The 20,115-nt window shown below is 45.2% G+C and carries 19 protein-coding genes; 9 read left to right on the plus strand and 10 right to left on the minus strand.

The window, feature by feature from the left end; all coding sequences use genetic code 11:
* Nucleotides 1–111 precede the first annotated feature (111 nt).
* Both BGK61_RS05035 and BGK61_RS05040 read left to right on the plus strand, forming a co-directional pair.
* Complete coding sequence (locus BGK61_RS05035; protein WP_076012288.1) at nucleotides 112–2,259, plus strand: marine proteobacterial sortase target protein; 2,148 nt, start codon at nucleotides 112–114, stop codon at nucleotides 2,257–2,259.
* Between the two features lie 43 nt (nucleotides 2,260–2,302).
* Complete coding sequence (locus BGK61_RS05040; RefSeq protein WP_076012289.1) at nucleotides 2,303–2,872, plus strand: class GN sortase; 570 nt, start codon at nucleotides 2,303–2,305, stop codon at nucleotides 2,870–2,872.
* A 16-nt stretch (nucleotides 2,873–2,888) separates the two neighbouring features.
* Here BGK61_RS05040 and BGK61_RS05045 read toward each other — a convergent pair whose 3' ends face one another.
* The 4 genes from BGK61_RS05045 to BGK61_RS05060 form a co-directional block, all read right to left on the minus strand.
* A complete protein-coding gene (locus tag BGK61_RS05045) occupies nucleotides 2,889–6,026 on the minus strand; it encodes an efflux RND transporter permease subunit (RefSeq protein ID WP_076012290.1) in 3,138 nt (1,045 codons plus the stop codon).
* A gap of 10 nt (nucleotides 6,027–6,036) precedes the next feature.
* Complete coding sequence (locus BGK61_RS05050; protein WP_234349510.1) at nucleotides 6,037–7,251, minus strand: efflux RND transporter periplasmic adaptor subunit; 1,215 nt, start codon at nucleotides 7,249–7,251, stop codon at nucleotides 6,037–6,039.
* 66 nt (nucleotides 7,252–7,317) lie between these two features.
* Nucleotides 7,318–7,677 (minus strand): hypothetical protein, encoded by a 360-nt coding sequence (locus BGK61_RS05055; RefSeq protein ID WP_076012292.1) that lies wholly within the window; start codon nucleotides 7,675–7,677, stop codon nucleotides 7,318–7,320.
* Nucleotides 7,678–7,761: 84 nt separating this feature from the next.
* A complete protein-coding gene (locus BGK61_RS05060) occupies nucleotides 7,762–9,192 on the minus strand; it encodes a glycoside hydrolase family 28 protein (RefSeq protein WP_108721588.1) in 1,431 nt (476 codons plus the stop codon).
* Between the two features lie 295 nt (nucleotides 9,193–9,487).
* On the opposite strand from BGK61_RS05060, the gene BGK61_RS05065 reads away from it, so the two are divergent.
* Complete coding sequence (locus tag BGK61_RS05065) at nucleotides 9,488–10,396, plus strand: hypothetical protein (protein WP_076012293.1); 909 nt, start codon at nucleotides 9,488–9,490, stop codon at nucleotides 10,394–10,396.
* 200 nt (nucleotides 10,397–10,596) lie between these two features.
* On the opposite strand, the gene BGK61_RS05070 is transcribed toward BGK61_RS05065, so the two are convergent.
* A complete protein-coding gene (locus tag BGK61_RS05070; protein ID WP_076012301.1) occupies nucleotides 10,597–11,238 on the minus strand; it encodes a peroxiredoxin-like family protein in 642 nt (213 codons plus the stop codon).
* A 321-nt stretch (nucleotides 11,239–11,559) separates the two neighbouring features.
* On the opposite strand from BGK61_RS05070, the gene BGK61_RS05075 reads away from it, so the two are divergent.
* From BGK61_RS05075 to BGK61_RS05085, 3 genes are all read left to right on the plus strand, one after another.
* The gene (locus tag BGK61_RS05075; RefSeq protein WP_076012294.1) at nucleotides 11,560–12,108 is read left to right on the plus strand and encodes a YaeQ family protein; all 549 of its coding nucleotides are present in this window, start codon (nucleotides 11,560–11,562) and stop codon (nucleotides 12,106–12,108) included.
* A complete protein-coding gene (locus BGK61_RS05080) occupies nucleotides 12,108–12,416 on the plus strand; it encodes a hypothetical protein (RefSeq protein WP_014999186.1) in 309 nt (102 codons plus the stop codon). Before BGK61_RS05075 ends, BGK61_RS05080 begins: the two co-directional genes overlap by 1 nt.
* Nucleotides 12,417–12,683: 267 nt before the next feature.
* On the plus strand, nucleotides 12,684–13,094 hold the full coding sequence (locus tag BGK61_RS05085) for a hypothetical protein (RefSeq protein WP_076012295.1): 411 nt from the start codon (nucleotides 12,684–12,686) through the stop codon (nucleotides 13,092–13,094).
* A gap of 102 nt (nucleotides 13,095–13,196) precedes the next feature.
* On the opposite strand, the gene BGK61_RS05090 is transcribed toward BGK61_RS05085, so the two are convergent.
* Both BGK61_RS05090 and BGK61_RS05095 read right to left on the minus strand, forming a co-directional pair.
* A complete protein-coding gene (locus BGK61_RS05090; RefSeq protein ID WP_232298212.1) occupies nucleotides 13,197–13,589 on the minus strand; it encodes a retropepsin-like aspartic protease in 393 nt (130 codons plus the stop codon).
* Between the two features lie 101 nt (nucleotides 13,590–13,690).
* Nucleotides 13,691–13,882, minus strand: coding sequence for a hypothetical protein (locus BGK61_RS05095; protein ID WP_076012297.1), 192 nt, complete (start codon nucleotides 13,880–13,882; stop codon nucleotides 13,691–13,693).
* Between the two features lie 103 nt (nucleotides 13,883–13,985).
* Here BGK61_RS05095 and BGK61_RS05100 point away from each other — a divergent pair, with 103 nt between their 5' ends.
* The 3 genes from BGK61_RS05100 to BGK61_RS05110 all read left to right on the plus strand — a co-directional run bounded on the left by BGK61_RS05100 (nucleotide 13,986) and on the right by BGK61_RS05110 (nucleotide 16,587).
* Nucleotides 13,986–14,354 (plus strand): hypothetical protein, encoded by a 369-nt coding sequence (locus BGK61_RS05100; RefSeq protein ID WP_076012298.1) that lies wholly within the window; start codon nucleotides 13,986–13,988, stop codon nucleotides 14,352–14,354.
* 195 nt (nucleotides 14,355–14,549) lie between these two features.
* The gene (locus tag BGK61_RS05105; RefSeq protein ID WP_076012299.1) at nucleotides 14,550–15,224 is read left to right on the plus strand and encodes a nitroreductase family protein; all 675 of its coding nucleotides are present in this window, start codon (nucleotides 14,550–14,552) and stop codon (nucleotides 15,222–15,224) included.
* A gap of 190 nt (nucleotides 15,225–15,414) precedes the next feature.
* The gene (locus BGK61_RS05110; protein ID WP_076026021.1) at nucleotides 15,415–16,587 is read left to right on the plus strand and encodes a sugar efflux transporter; all 1,173 of its coding nucleotides are present in this window, start codon (nucleotides 15,415–15,417) and stop codon (nucleotides 16,585–16,587) included.
* Between the two features lie 50 nt (nucleotides 16,588–16,637).
* Here the strand turns inward: BGK61_RS05110 and BGK61_RS05115 are convergent, their stop codons facing one another.
* The 3 genes from BGK61_RS05115 to BGK61_RS05125 all read right to left on the minus strand — a co-directional run bounded on the left by BGK61_RS05115 (nucleotide 16,638) and on the right by BGK61_RS05125 (nucleotide 19,824).
* The gene (locus BGK61_RS05115; RefSeq protein ID WP_076012922.1) at nucleotides 16,638–17,570 is read right to left on the minus strand and encodes a helix-turn-helix domain-containing GNAT family N-acetyltransferase; all 933 of its coding nucleotides are present in this window, start codon (nucleotides 17,568–17,570) and stop codon (nucleotides 16,638–16,640) included.
* Nucleotides 17,571–17,664: 94 nt separating this feature from the next.
* Nucleotides 17,665–18,486, minus strand: a complete 822-nt coding sequence (nei, locus tag BGK61_RS05120) for an endonuclease VIII (RefSeq protein WP_076012923.1) — start codon at nucleotides 18,484–18,486, stop codon at nucleotides 17,665–17,667.
* Between the two features lie 216 nt (nucleotides 18,487–18,702).
* Nucleotides 18,703–19,824 carry a zinc-binding dehydrogenase gene (locus tag BGK61_RS05125; RefSeq protein ID WP_076026022.1) on the minus strand — a complete coding sequence of 374 codons (1,122 nt, stop codon included), beginning with the start codon at nucleotides 19,822–19,824 and terminating at the stop codon, nucleotides 18,703–18,705.
* Nucleotides 19,825–20,115 lie beyond the last annotated feature (291 nt).

Raw genomic sequence — 20,115 nt, forward strand, 5'->3', positions numbered from 1 at the left:
CCATAATCTCTGTTCACAATTCGCCCTATTCAGGGTGTTAAATGGTAAGTATCGATACTAAAGCGAGCTTACCTGATGCTATTTTCCAAAACACCCAAACGGGATTATTTAATGCCTGCCAATACTCACAAACCTTGGTTTAGGGAACGGCAACATGCAGCCAAGCCGCGTAATCACAGGTTGCTTATCCTTGCTTCCTTCCTGTGCTTTTTGCTTGGTGTAGTAGTTAGCCCGCTAAGTCGCGCTGAGTCTGGCGAATTGATGCTGCAAAGCGTGGACGGTGAGTCTTCCCCCGCTCTATTGCATTCAACTGACGTGGATTTACAGGTGAATGGCATGATTGCTCATGTTACCTATTCTCAAAAATTCACTAACACCAGTAATGAATGGAAGCATGCCGTTTACACCTTTCCGCTTAATGAAAACGCGGCGATTAACAGTATGGAAATGCGTATAGGAGACAGAATAATTCGGGGGCAAATTAAGCCGAAGGCAGAAGCGAAAGAAGCATTTGAAGCGGCCAAAAAAGCGGGAAAAAAAGCCAGTTTAACAGAGCAACAACGCCCAAACTTATTCACTCAGCAGGTCGCGAATATAGCGCCGGGTGAGGAAATAACGGTGACACTTCAGTATGTCCAACAGGTAGACTACCGCGATGGAAAATTTACTTTTCACTTGCCTACTACGCTCACTCCTCGCTATTCGCCCGGCATTCCGCTAAATCAGTTTAACGAGAATATAGAGGCTGAAATATCAGGTACAGGTTGGGGAGAACCCACAGATCAGGTACCCGATGCCAGAGCTATCACGCCTTTTATGAGAGAAGGCAATGAAGGCCCGCAACTTACGTTCAACGCAACACTAAATACCGGTTTAACGCTTAATAGCGTCACTAGCAGAAATCACCGTGTGAATTGGTCAGAATCGACAGGTAATTATCTTGTCACCTTTAATCAAAGCAATATCAAAATGGACCGAGACATTTGGCTAGAGTGGCAGCCTTCGCCCTCTAGTGCACCACAAGCAGCTATTTTCACTGAATCGAAAGGTCAGCATGACTACGCCCTTGTTATGCTAATGCCGCCACAAGTGAAGAGCCAAGATTTACAGGATTTTGATCGCGATATCACCTTCGTTATCGACACGTCAGGCTCGATGGGAGGTCGCCCGATTGTCGACGCAAAAGAGAGTTTACAATTAGCGATAGACCGCTTGAGTGAGAAAGACCGATTTAATGTTGTTGCATTTAACAATGATACCACGCGTTTGTTTGAAACCTCGGTAGAGGGAACAACACGAAACAAGCAATATGCGAGGGACTTTGTAAAGCACCTCAATGCAGGTGGCGGCACTGAAATGGCGCCAGCCCTTAATGCCGCACTTAAACGCACGACAGCTGAAAACTATATAAAACAAGTTGTCTTTATCACCGATGGGGCGGTAGGCAATGAAGCTGCATTGTTCTCCCAAATAAAGAACGAACTCGGTGATGCGCGCCTTTTTACAGTGGGCATAGGAAGCGCGCCTAATAGCTATTTTATGACGCGAGCCGCTCAATTTGGTCGCGGAAGCTATGTTTTTGTTAGCAATACGGCAGATATTAAACAGCAAATGGATAGCTTGCTTTATAAATTAGAAAGCCCTGTGTTGAGTGATTTGAGCCTCACTCTTCCGGCTGGCTATGCACAGTCAGCAGAGATTTACCCTTCTAAGATCCCTGATTTATACGCGGGTGTTCCTTTGCTTTTGAATGTGAAACTGCCTCATAACGCCGGTACAAGCGGAAAAATAACTCTTCAGGGCGCACTTGTAGACAAGCAGGGCACTACTCGCGAGTGGACCCGTTCGGTAGCTATATCGCCATCGTCGACAGGTTCTACTCAACACCTTGGCGTAGCGACTGCTTGGGCAAGAAAGAAAGTGGCGGCGTTAATGGATGAAAAAGCATTAGGGCGAAATGTAGAAGAAGTAAAACAAGACATACTTGCTGTAGCCCTGCCCCATAAACTGATAACAGAGTTCACCAGCTTCGTTGCTATTGAAGAAAAAATAGCAAATACACAGGGCATACCGTCTTCCACCGAAAACGTAAGAAACTTAATGCCACAGGGAATGCAATTCAGACAAATCAGTTACCCCCAAACCGCAGCGGGTGTATCTGAACATGTCGTATTAGGCATGATTGCCATGCTTTTATTGTCGCTTTTTCACAGCATCGCCTTTTTGCGAAACAAAGGGGGGACGAGGTTAGCACCTTAAGCTCATTTCTTTATTTTTTGACTGAACATTGCTTGGACAAACAATGATTAAATACTCTTTTACCATCATCTTAGTCTTGGTCGCCACAGCCAGCTTTGGCAAAGCTGGCTGGATATTACTGAAAGCTGAGCTGGCGCAATATTTAATTCAATCTTCGTGGGAAGAAACGCTAGCCACTGGCGCTAACCAGAAGCCTTGGCGTTGGTCTGATACTTGGCCAGTGGGCAAGCTGGTTCATGCCAAAAGCGAAACACAGTTGTATGTACTAGAAGGCGCACAAGGAAATGCCCTTGCATTTGGCCCTGGACACCACACCGACTCGCCCCCACTCGGACAGGGTGGTAGTGTGATAGGCGGGCATAGAGATACTCACTTCACGTTCTTAAAGAAGGTGAGAGCCAGAGATATTATGCAATTACAGTTGCCGAACTCACAGTGGGTAACCTATCGGGTTGTATCGAAGACGATAGTCGATGCCGCCTCGGCAATGAAAGTAGATGTAAATGGGCAGCAGCTCTATTTAGTTACCTGCTACCCATTTAATGCGGTATCAACACAAAGTAATTTACGCCTTGTTGTTGAGCTGGTCGAAACTGAAAGCCAGCGAACCTAAATAGGTTCGCCCACAATTAATTAGCCGCTTGTTTCGGCGAAAATACGCTGTACAAGGCAGGTAACACAAAGAGTGTTAAAAGCGTTGCAGTAACCAGCCCACCTACGATAACACTTGCGAGCGGCCGCTGAATTTCAGCGCCGACACCGTTAGACATCAACATGGGTATCAACCCTAATGCAGACGTTACCGCCGTCATCAGAACCGGCCTTAGCCTGGATGTAGCACCAGTGAAAACAGCGCTTTCAACAGCCATTCCCCCTTTCACCCGTTGATTAATACTTTCCACCATCACTACGCCATTCAATACGGCAACACCGAATAGTGTTATGAAGCCGACTGAACTTGGTACTGACAGGTATTGGCCGGAAAAGTACAAAGAGAACACGCCTCCGATGATGGCAAGTGGCACATTAACCAGTATGAGCATCGCTTGACCCAGGGAATTAAACGCGAGGAAAAGCAGAACCGCAATCAATATCAAAGAAAGCGGCACGATGAGCGACAATTTTTTCTGAGCTCGCTGTTGGCTCTCAAACTGCCCACCTATTTGAACCGTGTATCCCGAGGGCAAATCCACCCTTGAAGATATGGCGCTTTGTATCTCTTGAACCACGCTGCCCATATCTCTTCCTTGGACGTTCGCTTGCACCACTACGCGACGCTGAACGTCATCTCGGCGTATTTGCGGAGGTCCGGATTCATAAGATACCGATGCCATATCGCCAATACGGAGCCAGGCACCACTGGGCGATTGTAGTCGAATATCTGCTATGGTGTCGCTGCTTTTTCGTGCGCTTTCTTTTAACCTAACGTAAATATCGTAGCGTTCATTTCCGTTAATGATTTGACCTGCAGCGACACCTCCTACCCCGTCTTGTACCACTTCCATTATGTCACTCACCGATAAGCCATAGCGTGATAACGCTTGTCTGTCAGGAGCAATAACCAGCTGAGCTTCCCCCACAATTTGTTCTATCGCCACGTCTCTGGTTCCTTTTACGTTTTGAATAACGCTCTCTATTTCACGTCCCTTAGCACTTAGAACAGCTAAGTCTGGCCCAAATAATTTAACCGCTAGCTGTGCTTTCACACCGGAAAGCAGTTCGTCTACACGGGTGGCAATAGGCTGAGAAAAGTTAAGTAGAAGGCCGGGGAACTGCGACAATTCAGCCTGCATTTTTTGCTGTAGCTCATCACGATTTCTCGCGCTTTCCCACTTTGAAACAGGTTTCAACCCGATGTAAATTTCGATGTTGTTGACCGGTTCTGGGTCGCCGCCTATTTCAGCGCGGCCTATACGACTTAGCGCATAAGTTACTTCGGGAAATGCCAACAGCTTTTCTTCTAACGTTGAGGCTACCGCTAATGAAGTCTCTAGGCTTGAAGACGGTGCCAAGGTAACACGCAAGTTTATTGTTCCTTCTTCTAGCTCAGGAACAAACTCGGTGCCAATTTTTGGCACAAGGGCAACAGCAGAAACCAGAAGCAGACCAACCACTAACACTAGCCACTTGGTATGCAGCAACGTAAAAGAAAGTGCCCGTTGATAAGCGCGCTCAACAGGTATCAACATAGCGCTCGGCTTCACATCCCTAGTTCGTTTAAATAGAAATGTGGCTAAGGCTGGAACGAAGAACAGCGCAACGACAGTGGCACAAAGTACAGCAAGCATAATACTGATAGCCATAGGCTGAAAAAGCTTGGCTTCTACTCCCTCAAAACTAAACAAAGGAGCAAAGACCACTAGAATTATCGATGCAGCAAAAAAGATAGGTCTGGCAACTTCCTTCCCCGCTAGTTTTACAGATGATTTGAAAGATTGGGCATCTTCATGCGAGCTCGAAGTGTTGGTATTTAATCGCTTAAAGATGTTTTCAACCATCACAACGGAACCGTCTACTAACATACCAATAGCCACCGCTATTCCGCCAAGCGACATCAAATTTGCAGACAGCCCCATGAAAGCCATGATGGCCAACGCCATTGCTATGGCGATTGGAATGGTAATTAGCACAAGAAACGTTGCGCCCACGTTCATTAAAAATAGAGCGAGAACGATGGTGATAAAAACGAAGGCGATGGTCAATGCCTTAACTACGGTAGAAATTGCTTTTTCAATCAGGTTTGCCTGATCATAAAAAGGCGTGAAACGTACCCCTTCGGGTAACGCTTGATTAATAAGCGCAACTCTTGAATTTATACCATCAATGGTAGCTTTGGTGTTAGCCCCCATCCGTTTTAATACTATGCCTGTTACCACTTCACCAAACTGTTCTAGCTTGCCATCAGATGCCCTTTGAGACAGTGTGACCGCGCCCTGTCGTATTTCAGGCCCTGTTTTAACATCAGCAAGATCAGACACAGTTACCACCACGCCATCTACCGTTTTTACCGGCACCTGCTCAATATCGTGAATTCCCTGCTCACCACTTGCGAACCACCCCGTTCCACGCACAACAAGTTGTTCTTGCCCCCGTTCAAGATACCACCCGCCAACATTAGTGTTATTGCGTTGCAACGCTGTAACAAGGTCCTGTTGAGATAACCTATAAGCAAGTAACTTTGACGGATCTACGTTCACTTGGTACTGGCGAACTTCCCCACCAAACGACAGCACATCTGTCACGCCATCTACGGGCATAAGCAGTAGCTTTACTACCCAGTCGTTAAGGCTTCTCAGCGCCATTGCATCATATTTCGCCCTGTCATCTGCAATGAGGGAGTATTGATAAATTTGACCTAGCCCAGACGTATTTGGCCCCATTTCTGGCGTTCCTACGTTTTCAGGAATGAAGGCTTTTGCTGTTTGCAAGCGCTCGAAGACAAGCTGACGGGCAAAGTAAATATCGGTCCCCTCTTTAAACACAACGGTAATCGCTGAAAACCCGGTTTTTGAGATGGAGCGCACTTCTTCAACATTGGGCAATGCATACATTACAGCTTCAATTGGGTAGGTAATAAGCTGCTCAATCTCTTCAGCAGCAAGCCCCGGCGCTTCGGTATTAACGCTTACCTGAACATTGGTTACATCAGGGAAAGCGTCCAAATTCAGCGACGGCAAAAGCATCGCTGACCCCGTAATTACACCTAACAGCAGCCCAACCACTAAAATACTATTGTCTACCGACCAATCTATTATTCGATTAAACATAATTAGCCTCCTAATGGTTGTGCGGATCAAATCCGCTTTTCGCTAGTTCAGAGGCGACAAAGAATGCACCGTGGGTAACGATCCGCGTTCCAGTTTCTACGCCCTCTATGCGTCGATATTCGCCTAGCGCTTCCCCTCGCTGAACCTCAACAGGGGTAAATGCCCCCGATGCTTCGTTTTCAACATAGATAAGCCAGTCTCCGTCGGTACTTCTCACCATTGCAGTTTCAGGTACTGCCATTACAGGAGATGGAGTGGGCACACTAAACAGTACGTCGACGAACATACCGGCATGAAGGCTATGGGTGGTATTGCGTATAGCTAAGCGGACAGTGCGAGTGCGGGTAAGTGGATCGATAATGTGCGACTGTTGAATAACCTGCGCGGTAAAATGTTCACCGTTAAATATGACTTGCGCCGTATCGCCTACCTGAACAGGAAACGCGCTGGTGGCTGGCAAGCTGGCCTCTATCCAAATGTCGCTCTCGTCTGCCAGCAACATGACTGTTTCGCCAGCTAACACCCTTTGCCCTTGCATGAAGTTGTCTTGCAACACCACGCCATCGCGCACGGCGACAAGCTCATACTGACCGAAAGCGTCAACGTCTAAAGCAGTGATGCTTGAAATCGCGTTAGGAGTAAGTCCAAATGCAATTAGCTCACCGTAGCTCGCTTTGTAACGATTCTCAGCTTCAACTAACGCGCTTTCGCTTATGGTGTTTTTGTCTAGCTTTTTTGCCCGACTGTAATTGGATGAAGCAATAAGAAATTCGGCTTGAGACTGGGCAATGGTTTCGCTGAACAAGGTGACAAGCACCTGCCCTTTTTCCACTTCATCCCCAAGCGCCGCGTGTCGACTAATCACTACCGAATCAGTCCGAGGAGACACCAATGAGCTTGAGTATCCATTTACTTTTACTTCACCAGGCGCGTAAACGCGTTGGTGATAAATACGAGGTTCTATTACGGAGGTTTGAACGCCTGCAAGTTGCCTTTGCTGCTCAGTAAGGACTACCTCCTCAGATTGATGACTTACCTTAGGCTTATGATTTTCCTCAGACTCGTGCGCTTTCTCATGCTGATGCGAGCCACTTTCTTGTGCTAGGAAGTACTGAATAGGTGCATCAATGTTTTTGTCGTTTTCTATCGCTGTGGTTGCGCGGCTGACAGGCACGCACAACAATGTCGTCAGGACTGAGCCTACGACCGTTTTAGAGTTCTTCATAATAATCTCAACGTTTGTTTTAACTAAATTTTTTCCACGGCGCCAAAGGGCCAATTAGTTCAAACGTTAAGCAATGGGAGGGCGGTAAATGAATCCACTAATGCGGAAGGGAGAAGCCCCTTCTTTAAGAATTTTTCCCGAGTTATTGAAAGCGGTATGTGGTGAAAAAGCTTTTACTAAAACCCAAGAAAAGTGACTGCCGCTGCAATGCCCACAGTGATGGCAGTCGTTTATATTGTGATCATCATCACCGGCGTCTGTGACTTGATCTTCAATAACACTTTTAGTATCAGAGGCATGATCGTGAACCGTCTCAAGATGCTGTGCATCGACTTGGTGAGCGTCTAACAAAGCTGACACTGCATTAGACGATTGCAACACAATCGCTAGTATTAGCAGTATTTTGACAGCAAAGTTTCGGTTCACAATCCATATCTCTTAAGGGAGTCGTCAATAAATTATCAAAAATACACGACCAATGCGAACAACCTATCGCGTTTAACCTGTTTTCTAGCGAGTAACAGATTCAATGTGCAGCGAAGAAAACGTGCTATTCCAGACCTGCTCACCTATGGTGACATTTTCAAAGCTAATATCGTCGGCATTTTCTAGGATAAGAATTTCTTCTGCTTCCTTAATTTTAATGTCTTTGAATTTAACGTTGTGCACAGGGGCTGCGTCCGGAGCGTGAATTTCCAAAACCGTTCCCACATTTTCTACCGTTAGATCTTCAATAATAATGTCGGTATAGGTAGCCGGGAAATTACCATGTAAATTACTGGGATAGTTTAGCTGGAACCAGAATAAGTGCTTAAACGAAGCCACTTTACTGCCTCTAATTCGAACCATTTCTACGCGCCCGCCTCTGTCTAAGTTGCTTTTAAAACGATATGCTGAGTCTCCCTCATGCAAGACATTGTTCTCGAAAAATACGCGCATAATGCCGCCAGACATTTCCGAACCAAGACCAATGCCGTCTTCCCCGCCTAAATCATTGTTTCGTGCAACAATGTCTGTGCTAGGTATACCTATATTTCGACCGTCTGCGTCTCTGCCAGACTTAATAACGATACCGTCATCACCGGTTCTAAAGTGATTATCTTCAGCAAGCACAAACTGGCTCGACTCAATGTCTAACCCGTCGTTGTTGTACAGGTGACTTTCTACCTTCACTCGTCTTACCGTAGCATGAGACGTATAAACCAGATGATTAACCCAAAACGGGGAATTCAGGGCCGTATAATCTTCAAGCAGCACTCGCTTGGCGTGGAAAAACTGAATAAGCGGAGGGCGCAAGTAATGCCCTTCTCCGAACTGACGCTTCTCTACTGGAACACCATCAAACCCCATTTTACGAAGCGCATGCATATCTGTATTTTGTTTCTCATACCAGCCAATGAACGCCGATTGGGCATTTCCGTCGATAGTACCTTTACCTGTAATGGCCACATCTTCTACATTTAGCGCGTAAATTAGCGGTGAGTAGGTGAATACCTCAGTCCCCTCCCAACGGGTTTTAACCACGGGTAGGTAGTGCGAAGGGTCGCCGGAAAAAAGCAGAGTAGCGCCCTCCTCTAGGTGCAAATTCACTTTGCTTTTAAGACGAATAGGACCGTCTACTTGCCATGTTCCTTTAGGCACCACAACAATACCGCCGCCGCTGGCCGAAGCCTTGTCAATTACACTTTGAATTGGCGCTCGCGCTGCGCTTAGTGAAGTATCACTCACATCAACCACAAATTTTTCATTTGGAATATTCGGCAGCTGAATCTGATTTACAATTTGCTCAGCAATTTTCCAGTCTTCGTCAGTAGATGCCGACGCATTGGCACAACTGAATAAAGGAATAATACAGACCATGCAATTTACGATGAGACGGCCGACGACGTGTCGCTTTCGTCGATTACCCAAGTGACCTTTTTTTGAAATAAAGCGCGGCATAAAAGCTCCATTGTTCCGGTTAATATTTTTATTACTTCTAGCAAACATATCATTCACATCAACCAATAATGCCACCGGTGGCATTTATAATCAAAGTAAGTTTTTTATTTTCGTTGAAGGTGGGAAATAACTTTTTTATAGCGGGACAAAACAGTGCTTTTTATTACTGCAAAATTGTTTTAAGTTCGGTCAATGCATCGCCTTCCCCTTCCATCGGTGCCCCCTTATTTACAAACAATCTTATTGCCTGAAAACCAACTTACTTTTTAACGAAACTAAAAACAGGAAAACAACCATGTGCGGAAAATGTATTGAAGGCTGCTATTTAGCTGGCTGGCGTAATGGCGTGTATTCGTTCGAATATATGCAAGAGGAACAAAATTTTATGGGAAAGGACGTAATGGCGGCTCATGGTTTGGTTGAAGTGGTCGATTCACCAGGTTCTTCCATTAACGAGCTCCATGCGCTAGGTTTAAGCACGTCGCCAATGATGGGATGGGCAGCATGGGTTTATGCAAATGACGCTACGCACTCCCCTATCGATTTAAGGAAATATGACGGCTATTTAGAAAGTCAGCGAATTCGTCGTAACTCGAAAGAAAGTGATTGGGCAGAGATTAATAATACCTATCCGAACATAGCTAATTATTTGGATAATTTAGCGCTTGACCACATCGGCAATCATTCCAGTGAAGCGCTTCTAGATGAAATTGAAGACTGTCTTATCACAATTCATGGAAATGGCTATTACACGTTTGAATTTGTCGAGTCGATGTTCGCTACGGAAGGGTTGTTTCCTATTATCGAGCTAAGTGAACTTGCTAAGCCCTCTTTATTTGTTGACCACGCACTTGAGATATTTCTACTCACCGAACACCTATTACACTATCGGCCGTTGAGTTGGGCTCTACAAATAGCGCTTACCGTTGACCTGACCTGCGAGTTCGACAGCTGTCACATGGCGTGGCGTCGTTACACCGCTAACCGACTTTTAAATAGTTTTTCAGCGGCGCAAAACACTGATGGACTGCTAGCGTTGGCAAGTGAGCTAGAACTCAATACCCTTCATGCTGTTTGTCAGCGAAGCGTAGCCAACAAGTGGCTACTCACTCTGCTGTTAAATGTCGTGAACAATTGTAAAGGCGATACTTACATCGAGCCCAAACGTCTAGCTAAACAAATCACTTCTTTACTTGCCGGGTGAGTTTTTAATGGCTAGCAGTTTAATGCGTTGAACTAAACGGGCCTGCTGAAGGACCTTGTACTGATCGTGTAATTGATTATGCACTAACCAGTTTTACTTCATCAAAAAATGATGGCAGCGAAAAAGACGTTCACCGTGCAATGGCGTACTGGTGACAAGCCTTACCAAGGACTACACCTTGATAAGGCTTGCGCAGAACATCACATTTCTTGTTTGAGGCTTTTCGCAACCGCTAACACTAAATCTGCCGACGGGCGAACTTTGTAGTCTGGGTTAACATAGTTAAACAAAACCTGCCCTTTTTTATTGAGAATGAAAATACTGGGCGCAGGTAAAACACTATTACCGCTTTCGTCTTTTGTTAAATTAATACCATAGGTTTTGTACTTTAATTCAGTCACGGTATCTAAATAAAAACCAACGCCAAATTCACGAATGGTGTTCAATTTGTCGTCAGATAAAAGCGTAACCAAGAACTCAGTTTCAAGCTTTTGCTCTTGCAAACGTTCAGGTGATTCAGGCGAAATTGCCAAAATCTGGTAGCCCATATCCACCAAATCTTTTTCGATATCTTTTAGCTGTGCTAGTTGCTCATTGCAATAGGGGCACCACCCGCCGCGATAAAATAATACGATACTGGGCTTTTGCATGGTGAGTGCTTGTAAGCTAACTGGCGAACCGTCTGCCGTTTTAAGGGTTGTTTTAGGCGCAAATTGACCATTAAGCAGTGGCGTTACCGAGTTCGCGTCTTCTGCAATAATACCGCGTTCAAGCGCAAATACACTCGGGGTACCAACAATAGTGGCAAATACCAACGCTGCCATGGCTACAAGTCTCTTCATTAATCGTTCTCCGCCTTCATATTCAGGTTTCAGTTTGTTTACTGTTGCAATTAGTCGCGCTGTACGAAACGCCAACATATGACCGAGATGAACAATGAGAAATTTCACCAAGCTTAAAAATAAACGCACTATTGCTAGGGGGTGTTGAACGTTACTGCGCAGTTTTTCAGCGAAAATCAACACGCCCTCACAAGATGTAACACTCATCTACAGCGAAGTGCGCATTTTGCTGGTACTATAGCGCCATAACTAGCTATGCGACTCAATTTACATAGCACGAGAGGTTTACCAAAAACCTTAAAAGAATTAAGCAGGAACACCATGGCTCTTAAAGCGACCATTTTTAAAGCTGACATATCCATAACCGATATGGATCGCAACTACTACAACGATCACAACTTAACTATTGCCCGTCATCCGTCTGAGAACGACGAAAGAATGATGCTGCGCATTATCGCCTTTATTGCTAACGCTCATGAACGCCTGCAGTTTACCAAAGGGCTTTCTGACGATGATGTTCCAGATCTATGGCAGAAAAGCTTTAGCGATGAAATTGAACTGTGGATTGAACTTGGCCAACCCTCTGAACAGCGCATTAAAAAGGGCTGTAATCAAAGCCAGCAAATGATGATTTATTCATACGCTGACAACAGCTTCGATGCGTGGTGGAAGAAGGAGCAAAACAAGCTGCAAACAAGAAAGAATTTGTCGGTGTTTACTTTGCCTGAATCACTCGCCTCTACTTTGGCCAATGCTGTTCATCGCTCTATGCAAATACAGGTTACTATTCAAGATGGACAAATGTGGCTAACTATTGAAGGTGCGGATGTCACCGAGAGCGTTGAAGTGTCTATAGAGAAGCAGTTGTAATGAAAAAACTTTCTGCCGTTCAACTCAAACAGCAAGCACTGGTTTTTAGTGTAGCCGATAGCCTTGAAGCACAAGCGCTTGAAGAGTTAAAAGGTATGCAACAGTGTTGGTTTGACGTTCAGTATCATCAATTCCCGGGTTCTTTACTGCTTCGCTTTCAATTCGAAAATGAAGAGGCGGTGTCAAACGCTGAGCCCGAGCTAAAGAAGTGGCAGCGAAAATTAAGCGCAGCGCTGCTTAAAAAAGGCGTAGTGTTAAAAGATGTGCGTCGACATCTTATATTCACCACACAAGGCCCAGAAGAGTAATCCACATCACGCTTTGCAGAACAGGATATCCAACTTCTTTGTTCCATCTTAGCTAGGTTTGTTTTTGGTTATAAACCTTTCATTTTTCCTCATAAAGTCTACTTACACTTTACCTGGTAAGTAGGCTAGACTGGATTCGTCGAATATGCAGCTTGCCGAATATGACCATAAAATGGCACGTAGCAAGTGGTTTCACAATGCCTATTCGGCCACACCATGTTGACTGGCTTAGAAATAAGCCACTATCCCAGCAAAAGGAGCTTCACAATGAAAACTAAAGCAATGGCGTTAGCACTGTTACTGTCTTTAATGGGCTGTACTGAGTCTAGCGAAGAGACAAAAAGCGAAGTAAAAAAAGAGATGGAAAAAGCGGGCGAAGCAACAGCTGATGCCTATGACAGTGCAAAAGAAAGTGCTGCAGATTCTTGGGATAAAACCAAAGACGCGACCTCTGAGGCGTATGAAGACGGTAAAGAAATGGCTTCTGATGCCTTTGATGACAGCAAAGAGATGGCTTCAGACGCATACGAAGATAGCAAGAAAATGGCCTCTGACGCGTATGACGCAACGGCTGAGAAAGCAGGCGAATTTAAAGACGCCGCAGCGAAGAAAGCTTATGAAGCTTGCGTAAAAATGAAAGAGCAAATGGGCGGCGACGTTAGCGAGTGCGACGATTAATTTAACCTTCCAGCAAAGAAAGTAAATTTGAAAGCGAACCTACGGGTTCGCTTTTTTATTAGTATTTGTTAGCGCTGTCGTCAGCAGGCCAGGTAACTGACACTACTCACAGCCTGCTAAAGTCACGAAATCTGAAGTAATAGTTAAAGGCGCGACCCGCATCAAGGTGTTAATACCCAGAATATTGTTCCCTTTGGGAAGCACGGCCACTTCCACCGGCCCTACTTCGCATGTATTGCCTATGCGAACCGAATTTAATTGATACTGAGATATTTTAACGATCTTTCCGTTCGCCATTCTGGCAGCAGAGGTTCGGGTGGCAAGTAGCTTTTGGTTTTGCGTTAGGGCATCAAACGTTGCTTGGTTGAGAGTAAGCAAACTTGAACCTGTATCCAATAAAAACGAGGCCTTTATATTCGATTCCAAGGTTGCCTCTAGATATAGTGTACCGCCCTTGCTCTGTGAAAGTGGAATATTTTGTTCTATCGCTGACACGGCAGACGTACACCCTATTAAAAAAATAAGCAGGGTTAATAAAGGAGCTCTGACTTTAACGTTCACCGCGTGTAAACCCGTTGTCGATTCTTCAAAAGGTATTAATTCGCAGCAAGATAAAGACCAAAGGGTAACTGGTTGATTTTAGCGATACTCTTTGAAAATACGCCCAGCCAAAGCACCATCTTAGTGCAGACCCACTCCTCATTCGCACCATTGTTAAACATACCGTCATCACAATGCGACTTCCCGTTTAACCGCTCTAAATTCGTTTGATTACTCAACTTCTTCATATTCAATTAGGTGATAGTAATCAGCTATCACCAATCGCCATTGTTTAGAACTTTTTCGCTCATACAATGTAGAAAAGTAAATATGTCAACCAGAGGACACGACATGAAATTACGCTATCTATTGGGTTCATTAATTACGGCTGTTTCACTTGGTTTTTCTGCAAACGCGGCGCAAGCTATGACATCATCAACTGATGAAACAGTTGATGTACAAGTTGTTGATTATTCAGGGAAGCCACCGTTTAAACGTAAGGTTATAAGCTTATCGGTGAACGATGTGGCGCAATTGGAATCTGTAGGGCAAGAAGCAATTGAATACGTAGAAGTGAAAGAAGTCATCATGCGCGGCAAGCCACCGTATCGCAGAGTGACAACCATGATGCCTGTGTATGACGTTGCCCAACTTGAAATGCTAGAAGAGCAAACTGATACTCAGAAACGCGGTACTCGCCCGCCGTTCAAACGCCACTAACAGTACTTTTTACTATCAACATATTGCACCAAAGCGATTCACTTTTGCCTGAGTGAGTCGCTTTTTTATTGTGCATACTTCTTTACGCCATTTTTTATTTCGCAGTGTGCAACAGAGTCGGTTTAGCGCGTTTTTATTTTTATAAACGTGCCACAAACGTTAGAGTAATTAAAAGGAATAAAAAAGAGATAATAAATGCAGCCTCACGACCATTCTCCGCTAACTGATTTTATTGAATACCCTGAAGAGCAAATGCTTACTCGCAGCGAGGAGTTTTTGAAAACCATGCAGCGTCGCCACAGCATTCGCCATTTTAGCGACAGACCCGTTGATAAAGCGGTAATTGAAAACTGTATTTTGACCGCTGGCACTGCACCTAGTGGAGCGAATCATCAGCCTTGGCATTTTGCCGCAATACAGTCGCGTGAAGTAAAACAACAAATACGCGTACAGGCTGAAGCGCATGAGCGCGGTTTTTATAATGGGCGTGCTGGGCAACAATGGCTAGATGACCTTAAGCCGTTAGGCACTGATGCAAGTAAACCTTATCTGGAAACCGCGCCTTGGCTTATTGCCGTATTCAGTCAAAAATTTGGTGAAACAGAAACGGGCGAAAAAAGCCAAAACTACTATGTGCACGAATCGGTGGGTATCGCGGTGGGTATGCTTATTACTTCGCTTCACAACGCAGGTTTAGCAACCTTGACCCACACACCAAAACCAATGAACTTTTTAACCGAAGTCTGTCAACGGCCTGATAACGAGCGTGCTTATATGCTTATTATTGCGGGCTATCCGGCGGATAACGCCACAATTCCTGCACACGCCATGCAAAAAAAGTCGCTTAGCGAAATTGCGAGCTTTCTTTAAATTTAAAAAGCGCTATGGGCCTGGGCGCATGAAGTAAACTAAGTATTTAAAACGGTATAACTAATAAAAGCTTTGTCATAGACATGAGATACGCAGCACTTATAATGCGCCCTCGTTATTAAGGGCTGCGACCTTTTCTTTACGAATTTCGGTCAACCACGTTTAACAGTCCCTCGGAGCTCGTATCCTCATGTCATCGCGTCACGCATTCTCTCCACAACTTCCTTTTTTACTGTTAAGTCTATTAACAGGGCTAACATCGTCGTTTGTTACGCCGCTCATGAGCTACTTTCTCATCGACGAGATCAACGTTGAGCCCATTTATATAAGTATTTATATGGTTTCCGTTACGCTATCAGGGTTGGTGATCAGTCAGTATCTAGGGCACTTGGCAGACAAAGGTTTTAACGCAAATCGCCTTTACGGGCTGACCATGGTTTGCGTGGGCATCGCCATGATCGCCTTTATCTTTAGCAAGCAGTTTTGGCACGTGTTCCTTGCTGGCGTATTGTTTATGTCAGTAGGCGCTGGGGCAGTGTCTCAAATGCTGACTGTTTCAGGATTATGGGCAAAAAACCAAGACATCGACTTAGCCGCATTTAACTCAAAAGTTCGCGCGGCCATCTCTCTCGCTTGGGTGGTAGGCCCGCCGCTGGCATTTACGCTGGTTGCCAATTTTGGCTTTGCAGCGTCCTTTTCTGTGGCTATCGCGTGCGTGGTTGTTGCGACGCTTTTTGTGGTTAAGGTTGTGCCTCCACAAAAAGCCAATCAACACTCACTCAACACTACTCTAAAGGGCTCTTTATCGCTGCCTTTTTGGCTTGTTGGGTTGGCCATACTTGCCGGAATGGCAGGCAATGTCATGTATTTATCATCTATGCCTTTGTACGTAATGAATGAACTGGGGTTGCCGGAAAATTTGCCCGGGCTAATGATGGGTGTTGTGGCTGCACTTGAGATACCTACTATGCTGCTAGCAGCCAAATTAGCCCGACGCTTCCCTCCTGCGGGTATCATGGCAGTAGCATTTATTTTCGGCTGTTGCTTCTACGTTGGCGTGTACTTTTCTCAGTCGAGTTGGGAGCTATTGACCCTTCAAATATTGAACGCGCTGTTCTACGGTTTATATGCCGGTATTGGATTGACCTTACTGCAACGACAAGCGCCTGATTTGACAGGTTTTACTTCAGCGTTTTATTCAAACGCCACTCGGGTGGGTATGATGCTAGGCACCATTGGCGCAGGCACCGTGGCCCAATTCTTTAGTTTCAGAGATGCCACTATTGGGTCGTTGTATATTGCCATATTTGGCTTAAACGTGATGTTAGTGTTCATGTACGTAAAGCACCGGGCAGGTCGTTAGTAGCCTGCCTTTTCTTACGCGTACTTTCTTTGTGCGCTTGTACACCCTGACTATTTTAACTGTAGCTCCATCTGCACATCACATCTCGCATAAGGCGATGACGCCCCCTTAATGTGCTTAAACCCTATCTTTTCGTACAAACTTACTGCGGGCTTAAGCACCGAGTTGCTCTCTAAATAAAGCCGCTTTAATCCCATCAGTTTCGCTCTTTCAACAATACTTTTACCTAGCAGCAGCCCTACCCCTTTGCCTTGAGCTTTGGGAGACACCGCCATTTTGGCAAGTTCAAACGTATCGTCAGTTTGTTTGATAAGTGCACAGCAGCCTATGGGTTCGCCCTTATCCAACGCGATCAATATCACACCCGACTGATTCAAAATGTAGCCTTCAGGGTCGTCGAGCGCTTTAAAGTCGGGCTCTTCGAGCTCCCAATATTTGCTTATCCATTCAACATTGAGCGATTTAAATGCATCGCGATATTTTGGCGCATAATCAACTACCTTAATATCAGGCGAGTCACCGTCTACTCTGGCACTTATGGGGCGATATCGAAGATGCCTTTCAACTACACTCACCGCTTCCCACAAATCGATACCCGTTTCTTCCTTTAGTTCGCGCATGGCAGCGTCTATGGCATCGCACTGCTTTTCCATTTGGGGCACCATCGCTTTCGCTTTATCGTTTAAAGCCACCAACGTAACCCGTGAATCGTCGCTCGATTTGTAACTTTCAATTAGGTCGCGTGCTTTCATTTCTTTTACGATTTTACTCACCGACACGTGAGAATGATTTATCTCTTTAGCGATATTCACAACGGAATCAGCACCTTTTGACGCGAGCACATAAAATACGGGGAACCACTTTGGCTCTATCGCAAACCCAAATTTCGCATAAGTATTTTCCGCATCCTTTGACACCTGCGCGGCTAGCTGACGTAAGGCAGTACCTAATGCAATATGCCCCAATTCATTAAATGACTTCACTTCACAAAACTCCGTAACCAGTTACGGATATAATTAATTGTAATTGGAAATAAGTCAAACAGATTATTTATTGATCATAAAAAATTGGGGTAGATTACTTCGCCTGGCACTGGCTACACCAATAAAGGCGCCGCCCATTATACATTTGGCGTTTTATTGGAGTGGCGCAGATTCTACAAGGCTGCTCTTCCCTGTCGAACACCATAAACCGCGTACCTTCAAAATTAACGCCTTTTGCTTCAAGCACTTCGCGTAGTTCTGTGTACACGGTATAGCCACCGGTTTCATAGCTGCGTTTGCATATTGCTAAGGTGTGATGTGCCAAGCTGCGTAGCTGATCATCACCTAACTGAGAAGGTTTAAGTGAGGGGTGAACACCTGCTGCAAACAATATTTCGCTGCGAAGGTAGTTGCCCAGCCCTGCCATAAAGCGCTGATCCAAATATAAGCCGCTTAGTGCGCGGTTATAAAAAGCTTTTGAACGTAAACGTTCTAATACCAACTCTTCTGTCACCGAATTGTTGAGTACATCGGGTCCAACTCTTTGTAAAAAAGGGTGCTCGTGAATAGTCTGCGTTGGCCAAATACTAATGTCAGACGCGCTATACAAAATAGCACTGTGAGTTTCAGTGTGAAGCCCCACCCTTAGCTGGCGGGTTGTATCCGGCATTCTATTGCGTTTACAGGTATGCCACACGCCATAGAGTTGGTTATGTGAATACATAGAGAGCCCATTGCTAAAATGGGTAATTAACGCCTTGCCGCGGGTTTCCATGCGCAAGACTTTTTCGCCTTCTAGCTGTTTCGCGTAGGGTTTCAGCTGAGTTAATCCAAACTCTACTTTTTCTAGGGGGATATCTTTTATCACCGCTTCGACTTTATCTGCAGCGCGACGAATCTCTGGGCCTTCAGGCATGTTTTCTGAAATACCTTTTATTTTGGTTACTGTTTACTGGTTACTTCGCATCATTTTAAGCGTATTTCAGCTTCTTTGCAGCTGACTGATAACGAATACAAAAAGGGTCTGTAGCCCCTTGATGTACTTTAAACCGCAGTTTGTACACCAAAGATCAACAGACCCTATTATTGAATAAAATTAAGCTGAAATTGCTGTATTTAAACGCTGCGCTGATTATCCCTTGTTTGGCACAATCAGATATTTCTCACCGGTCTTTTTAGCATTATACAGCGCTACATTCTCAGGCTGTAACGCTTCTTCAAGACTGAGTTCCTTGGTGTAAGACGACGCAAAAGTGGTGTTAATTTCCATAGCCACTTTTTGGTAAAGCTCGCCTACACGCTTCTTATCAAGCTTGCCTAAGAAACGCATAAGTAGCCAACCGCCGATGCTCCACGTCATGCCATAAGCGCGATTCAAAATAGTCGGTGAGAAGTCTAAACCACCGTAGATATACACTTGCTTATTACTGTCAGAACCATAGGTGTTAAAGCCTTTTGCATCTTTACTGCCCGACGCTTCCATCATGGTAAGGATATCGCTAACTAGCTCACCACCGCCAATTGCGTCAAACGCTAGGGTTGCGCCCGTGCTGTCGATAGCCTGATAAAGCTCGGCTTTGAAATTCTCGCTACTTGAGTCGAGCACAATTTTCGCGCCGATCTCTTTAAGCATATCTACCTGCTTTTGGCTGCGAACAATATTTACAAGCTCTACGCCCTGCTCTAAACAAATCTTGTTCAGCATTTGCCCAAGGTTCGATGCCGCTGCGGTGTGTACTAGCGCCTTGTGGCCTTCCATACGCATGGTTTCAACCATACCCAGCGCGGTCAGTGGGTTAACGAATGACGATGCGGCTTGTTGTGGCGTGGTGCTGTCCATGTGAGGCAAACATGCCTGAACAGGCACACATGCATACTCGGTGTACGCTGCGCCAGTAAGAATAGATACGGTTTTCCCCATTAGCGCCTGTGCTTCTGGGCTATCACCCGCCTTAACCACAGTGCCAGCCCCTTCGTTTCCGATAGGCAGAGTTTGGTCTAAACGCGACTTAATTCGATTTAACAATGGCTTGTGTACAGGTGCAATCAATGCTTTTTTGTCTGCGTCGAAGGTCGCTTTATCCAAGCTTGCCGGGCCAAACATTGGCCACATGTCTGACGGGTTAATAGGAGATGCTTCCATACGCACAATCACTTCGTGCGGCTTCGGCTCTGGAACATCAACTTCTTTTAACGATACCTGAAGTTCACCTTCTGAGGTAATTAGCGTAAACAGTTGTTTTGATTTATTCATGTGATTATTTCGCTCTGAAAATTAAACGCTGAATGTAGTGCTAAGCTAACACGCCACAACTATCAGCAATATTTATATTGCGAATACATATGCGTTTCGACCACTTATACACCCCAAAAAATGGGGTCAGAGTACATTTCCCGCACGCTGAAAAATGGGGTCAGAGTACATTTTTTGCGAGTATTTCCGCGCAGGAACCCCACAGCTACACCAAGTGATACCACCGCTCTCCTATCTCACATTACGCCACAGTCTTTATTAATAAAGTACTCTGACCCCATTACTCCAAGT

Source organism: Alteromonas abrolhosensis (assembly GCF_001953635.1).
GTDB lineage: Bacteria > Pseudomonadota > Gammaproteobacteria > Enterobacterales > Alteromonadaceae > Alteromonas > Alteromonas abrolhosensis.

Excerpts from the sequence above, each read along its gene's own strand:
- BGK61_RS05035 (WP_076012288.1), top strand. The coding sequence starts at position 112 with ATGCCTGCCAATACTCACAAACCTTGGTTTAGGGAACGGCAACATGCA.
- BGK61_RS05040 (WP_076012289.1), top strand. The coding sequence starts at position 2,303 with ATGATTAAATACTCTTTTACCATCATCTTAGTCTTGGTCGCCACAGCC.
- BGK61_RS05045 (WP_076012290.1), bottom strand. The coding sequence starts at position 6,026 with ATGTTTAATCGAATAATAGATTGGTCGGTAGACAATAGTATTTTAGTG.
- BGK61_RS05050 (WP_234349510.1), bottom strand. The coding sequence starts at position 7,251 with ATGAAGAACTCTAAAACGGTCGTAGGCTCAGTCCTGACGACATTGTTG.
- BGK61_RS05060 (WP_108721588.1), bottom strand. The coding sequence starts at position 9,192 with ATGCCGCGCTTTATTTCAAAAAAAGGTCACTTGGGTAATCGACGAAAG.
- BGK61_RS05065 (WP_076012293.1), top strand. The coding sequence starts at position 9,488 with ATGTGCGGAAAATGTATTGAAGGCTGCTATTTAGCTGGCTGGCGTAAT.
- BGK61_RS05070 (WP_076012301.1), bottom strand. The coding sequence starts at position 11,238 with ATGAAGAGACTTGTAGCCATGGCAGCGTTGGTATTTGCCACTATTGTT.
- BGK61_RS05075 (WP_076012294.1), top strand. The coding sequence starts at position 11,560 with ATGGCTCTTAAAGCGACCATTTTTAAAGCTGACATATCCATAACCGAT.
- BGK61_RS05080 (WP_014999186.1), top strand. The coding sequence starts at position 12,108 with ATGAAAAAACTTTCTGCCGTTCAACTCAAACAGCAAGCACTGGTTTTT.
- BGK61_RS05085 (WP_076012295.1), top strand. The coding sequence starts at position 12,684 with ATGAAAACTAAAGCAATGGCGTTAGCACTGTTACTGTCTTTAATGGGC.
- BGK61_RS05095 (WP_076012297.1), bottom strand. The coding sequence starts at position 13,882 with ATGAAGAAGTTGAGTAATCAAACGAATTTAGAGCGGTTAAACGGGAAG.
- BGK61_RS05100 (WP_076012298.1), top strand. The coding sequence starts at position 13,986 with ATGAAATTACGCTATCTATTGGGTTCATTAATTACGGCTGTTTCACTT.
- BGK61_RS05105 (WP_076012299.1), top strand. The coding sequence starts at position 14,550 with ATGCAGCCTCACGACCATTCTCCGCTAACTGATTTTATTGAATACCCT.
- BGK61_RS05110 (WP_076026021.1), top strand. The coding sequence starts at position 15,415 with ATGTCATCGCGTCACGCATTCTCTCCACAACTTCCTTTTTTACTGTTA.
- nei (WP_076012923.1), bottom strand. The coding sequence starts at position 18,486 with ATGCCTGAAGGCCCAGAGATTCGTCGCGCTGCAGATAAAGTCGAAGCG.
- BGK61_RS05125 (WP_076026022.1), bottom strand. The coding sequence starts at position 19,824 with ATGAATAAATCAAAACAACTGTTTACGCTAATTACCTCAGAAGGTGAA.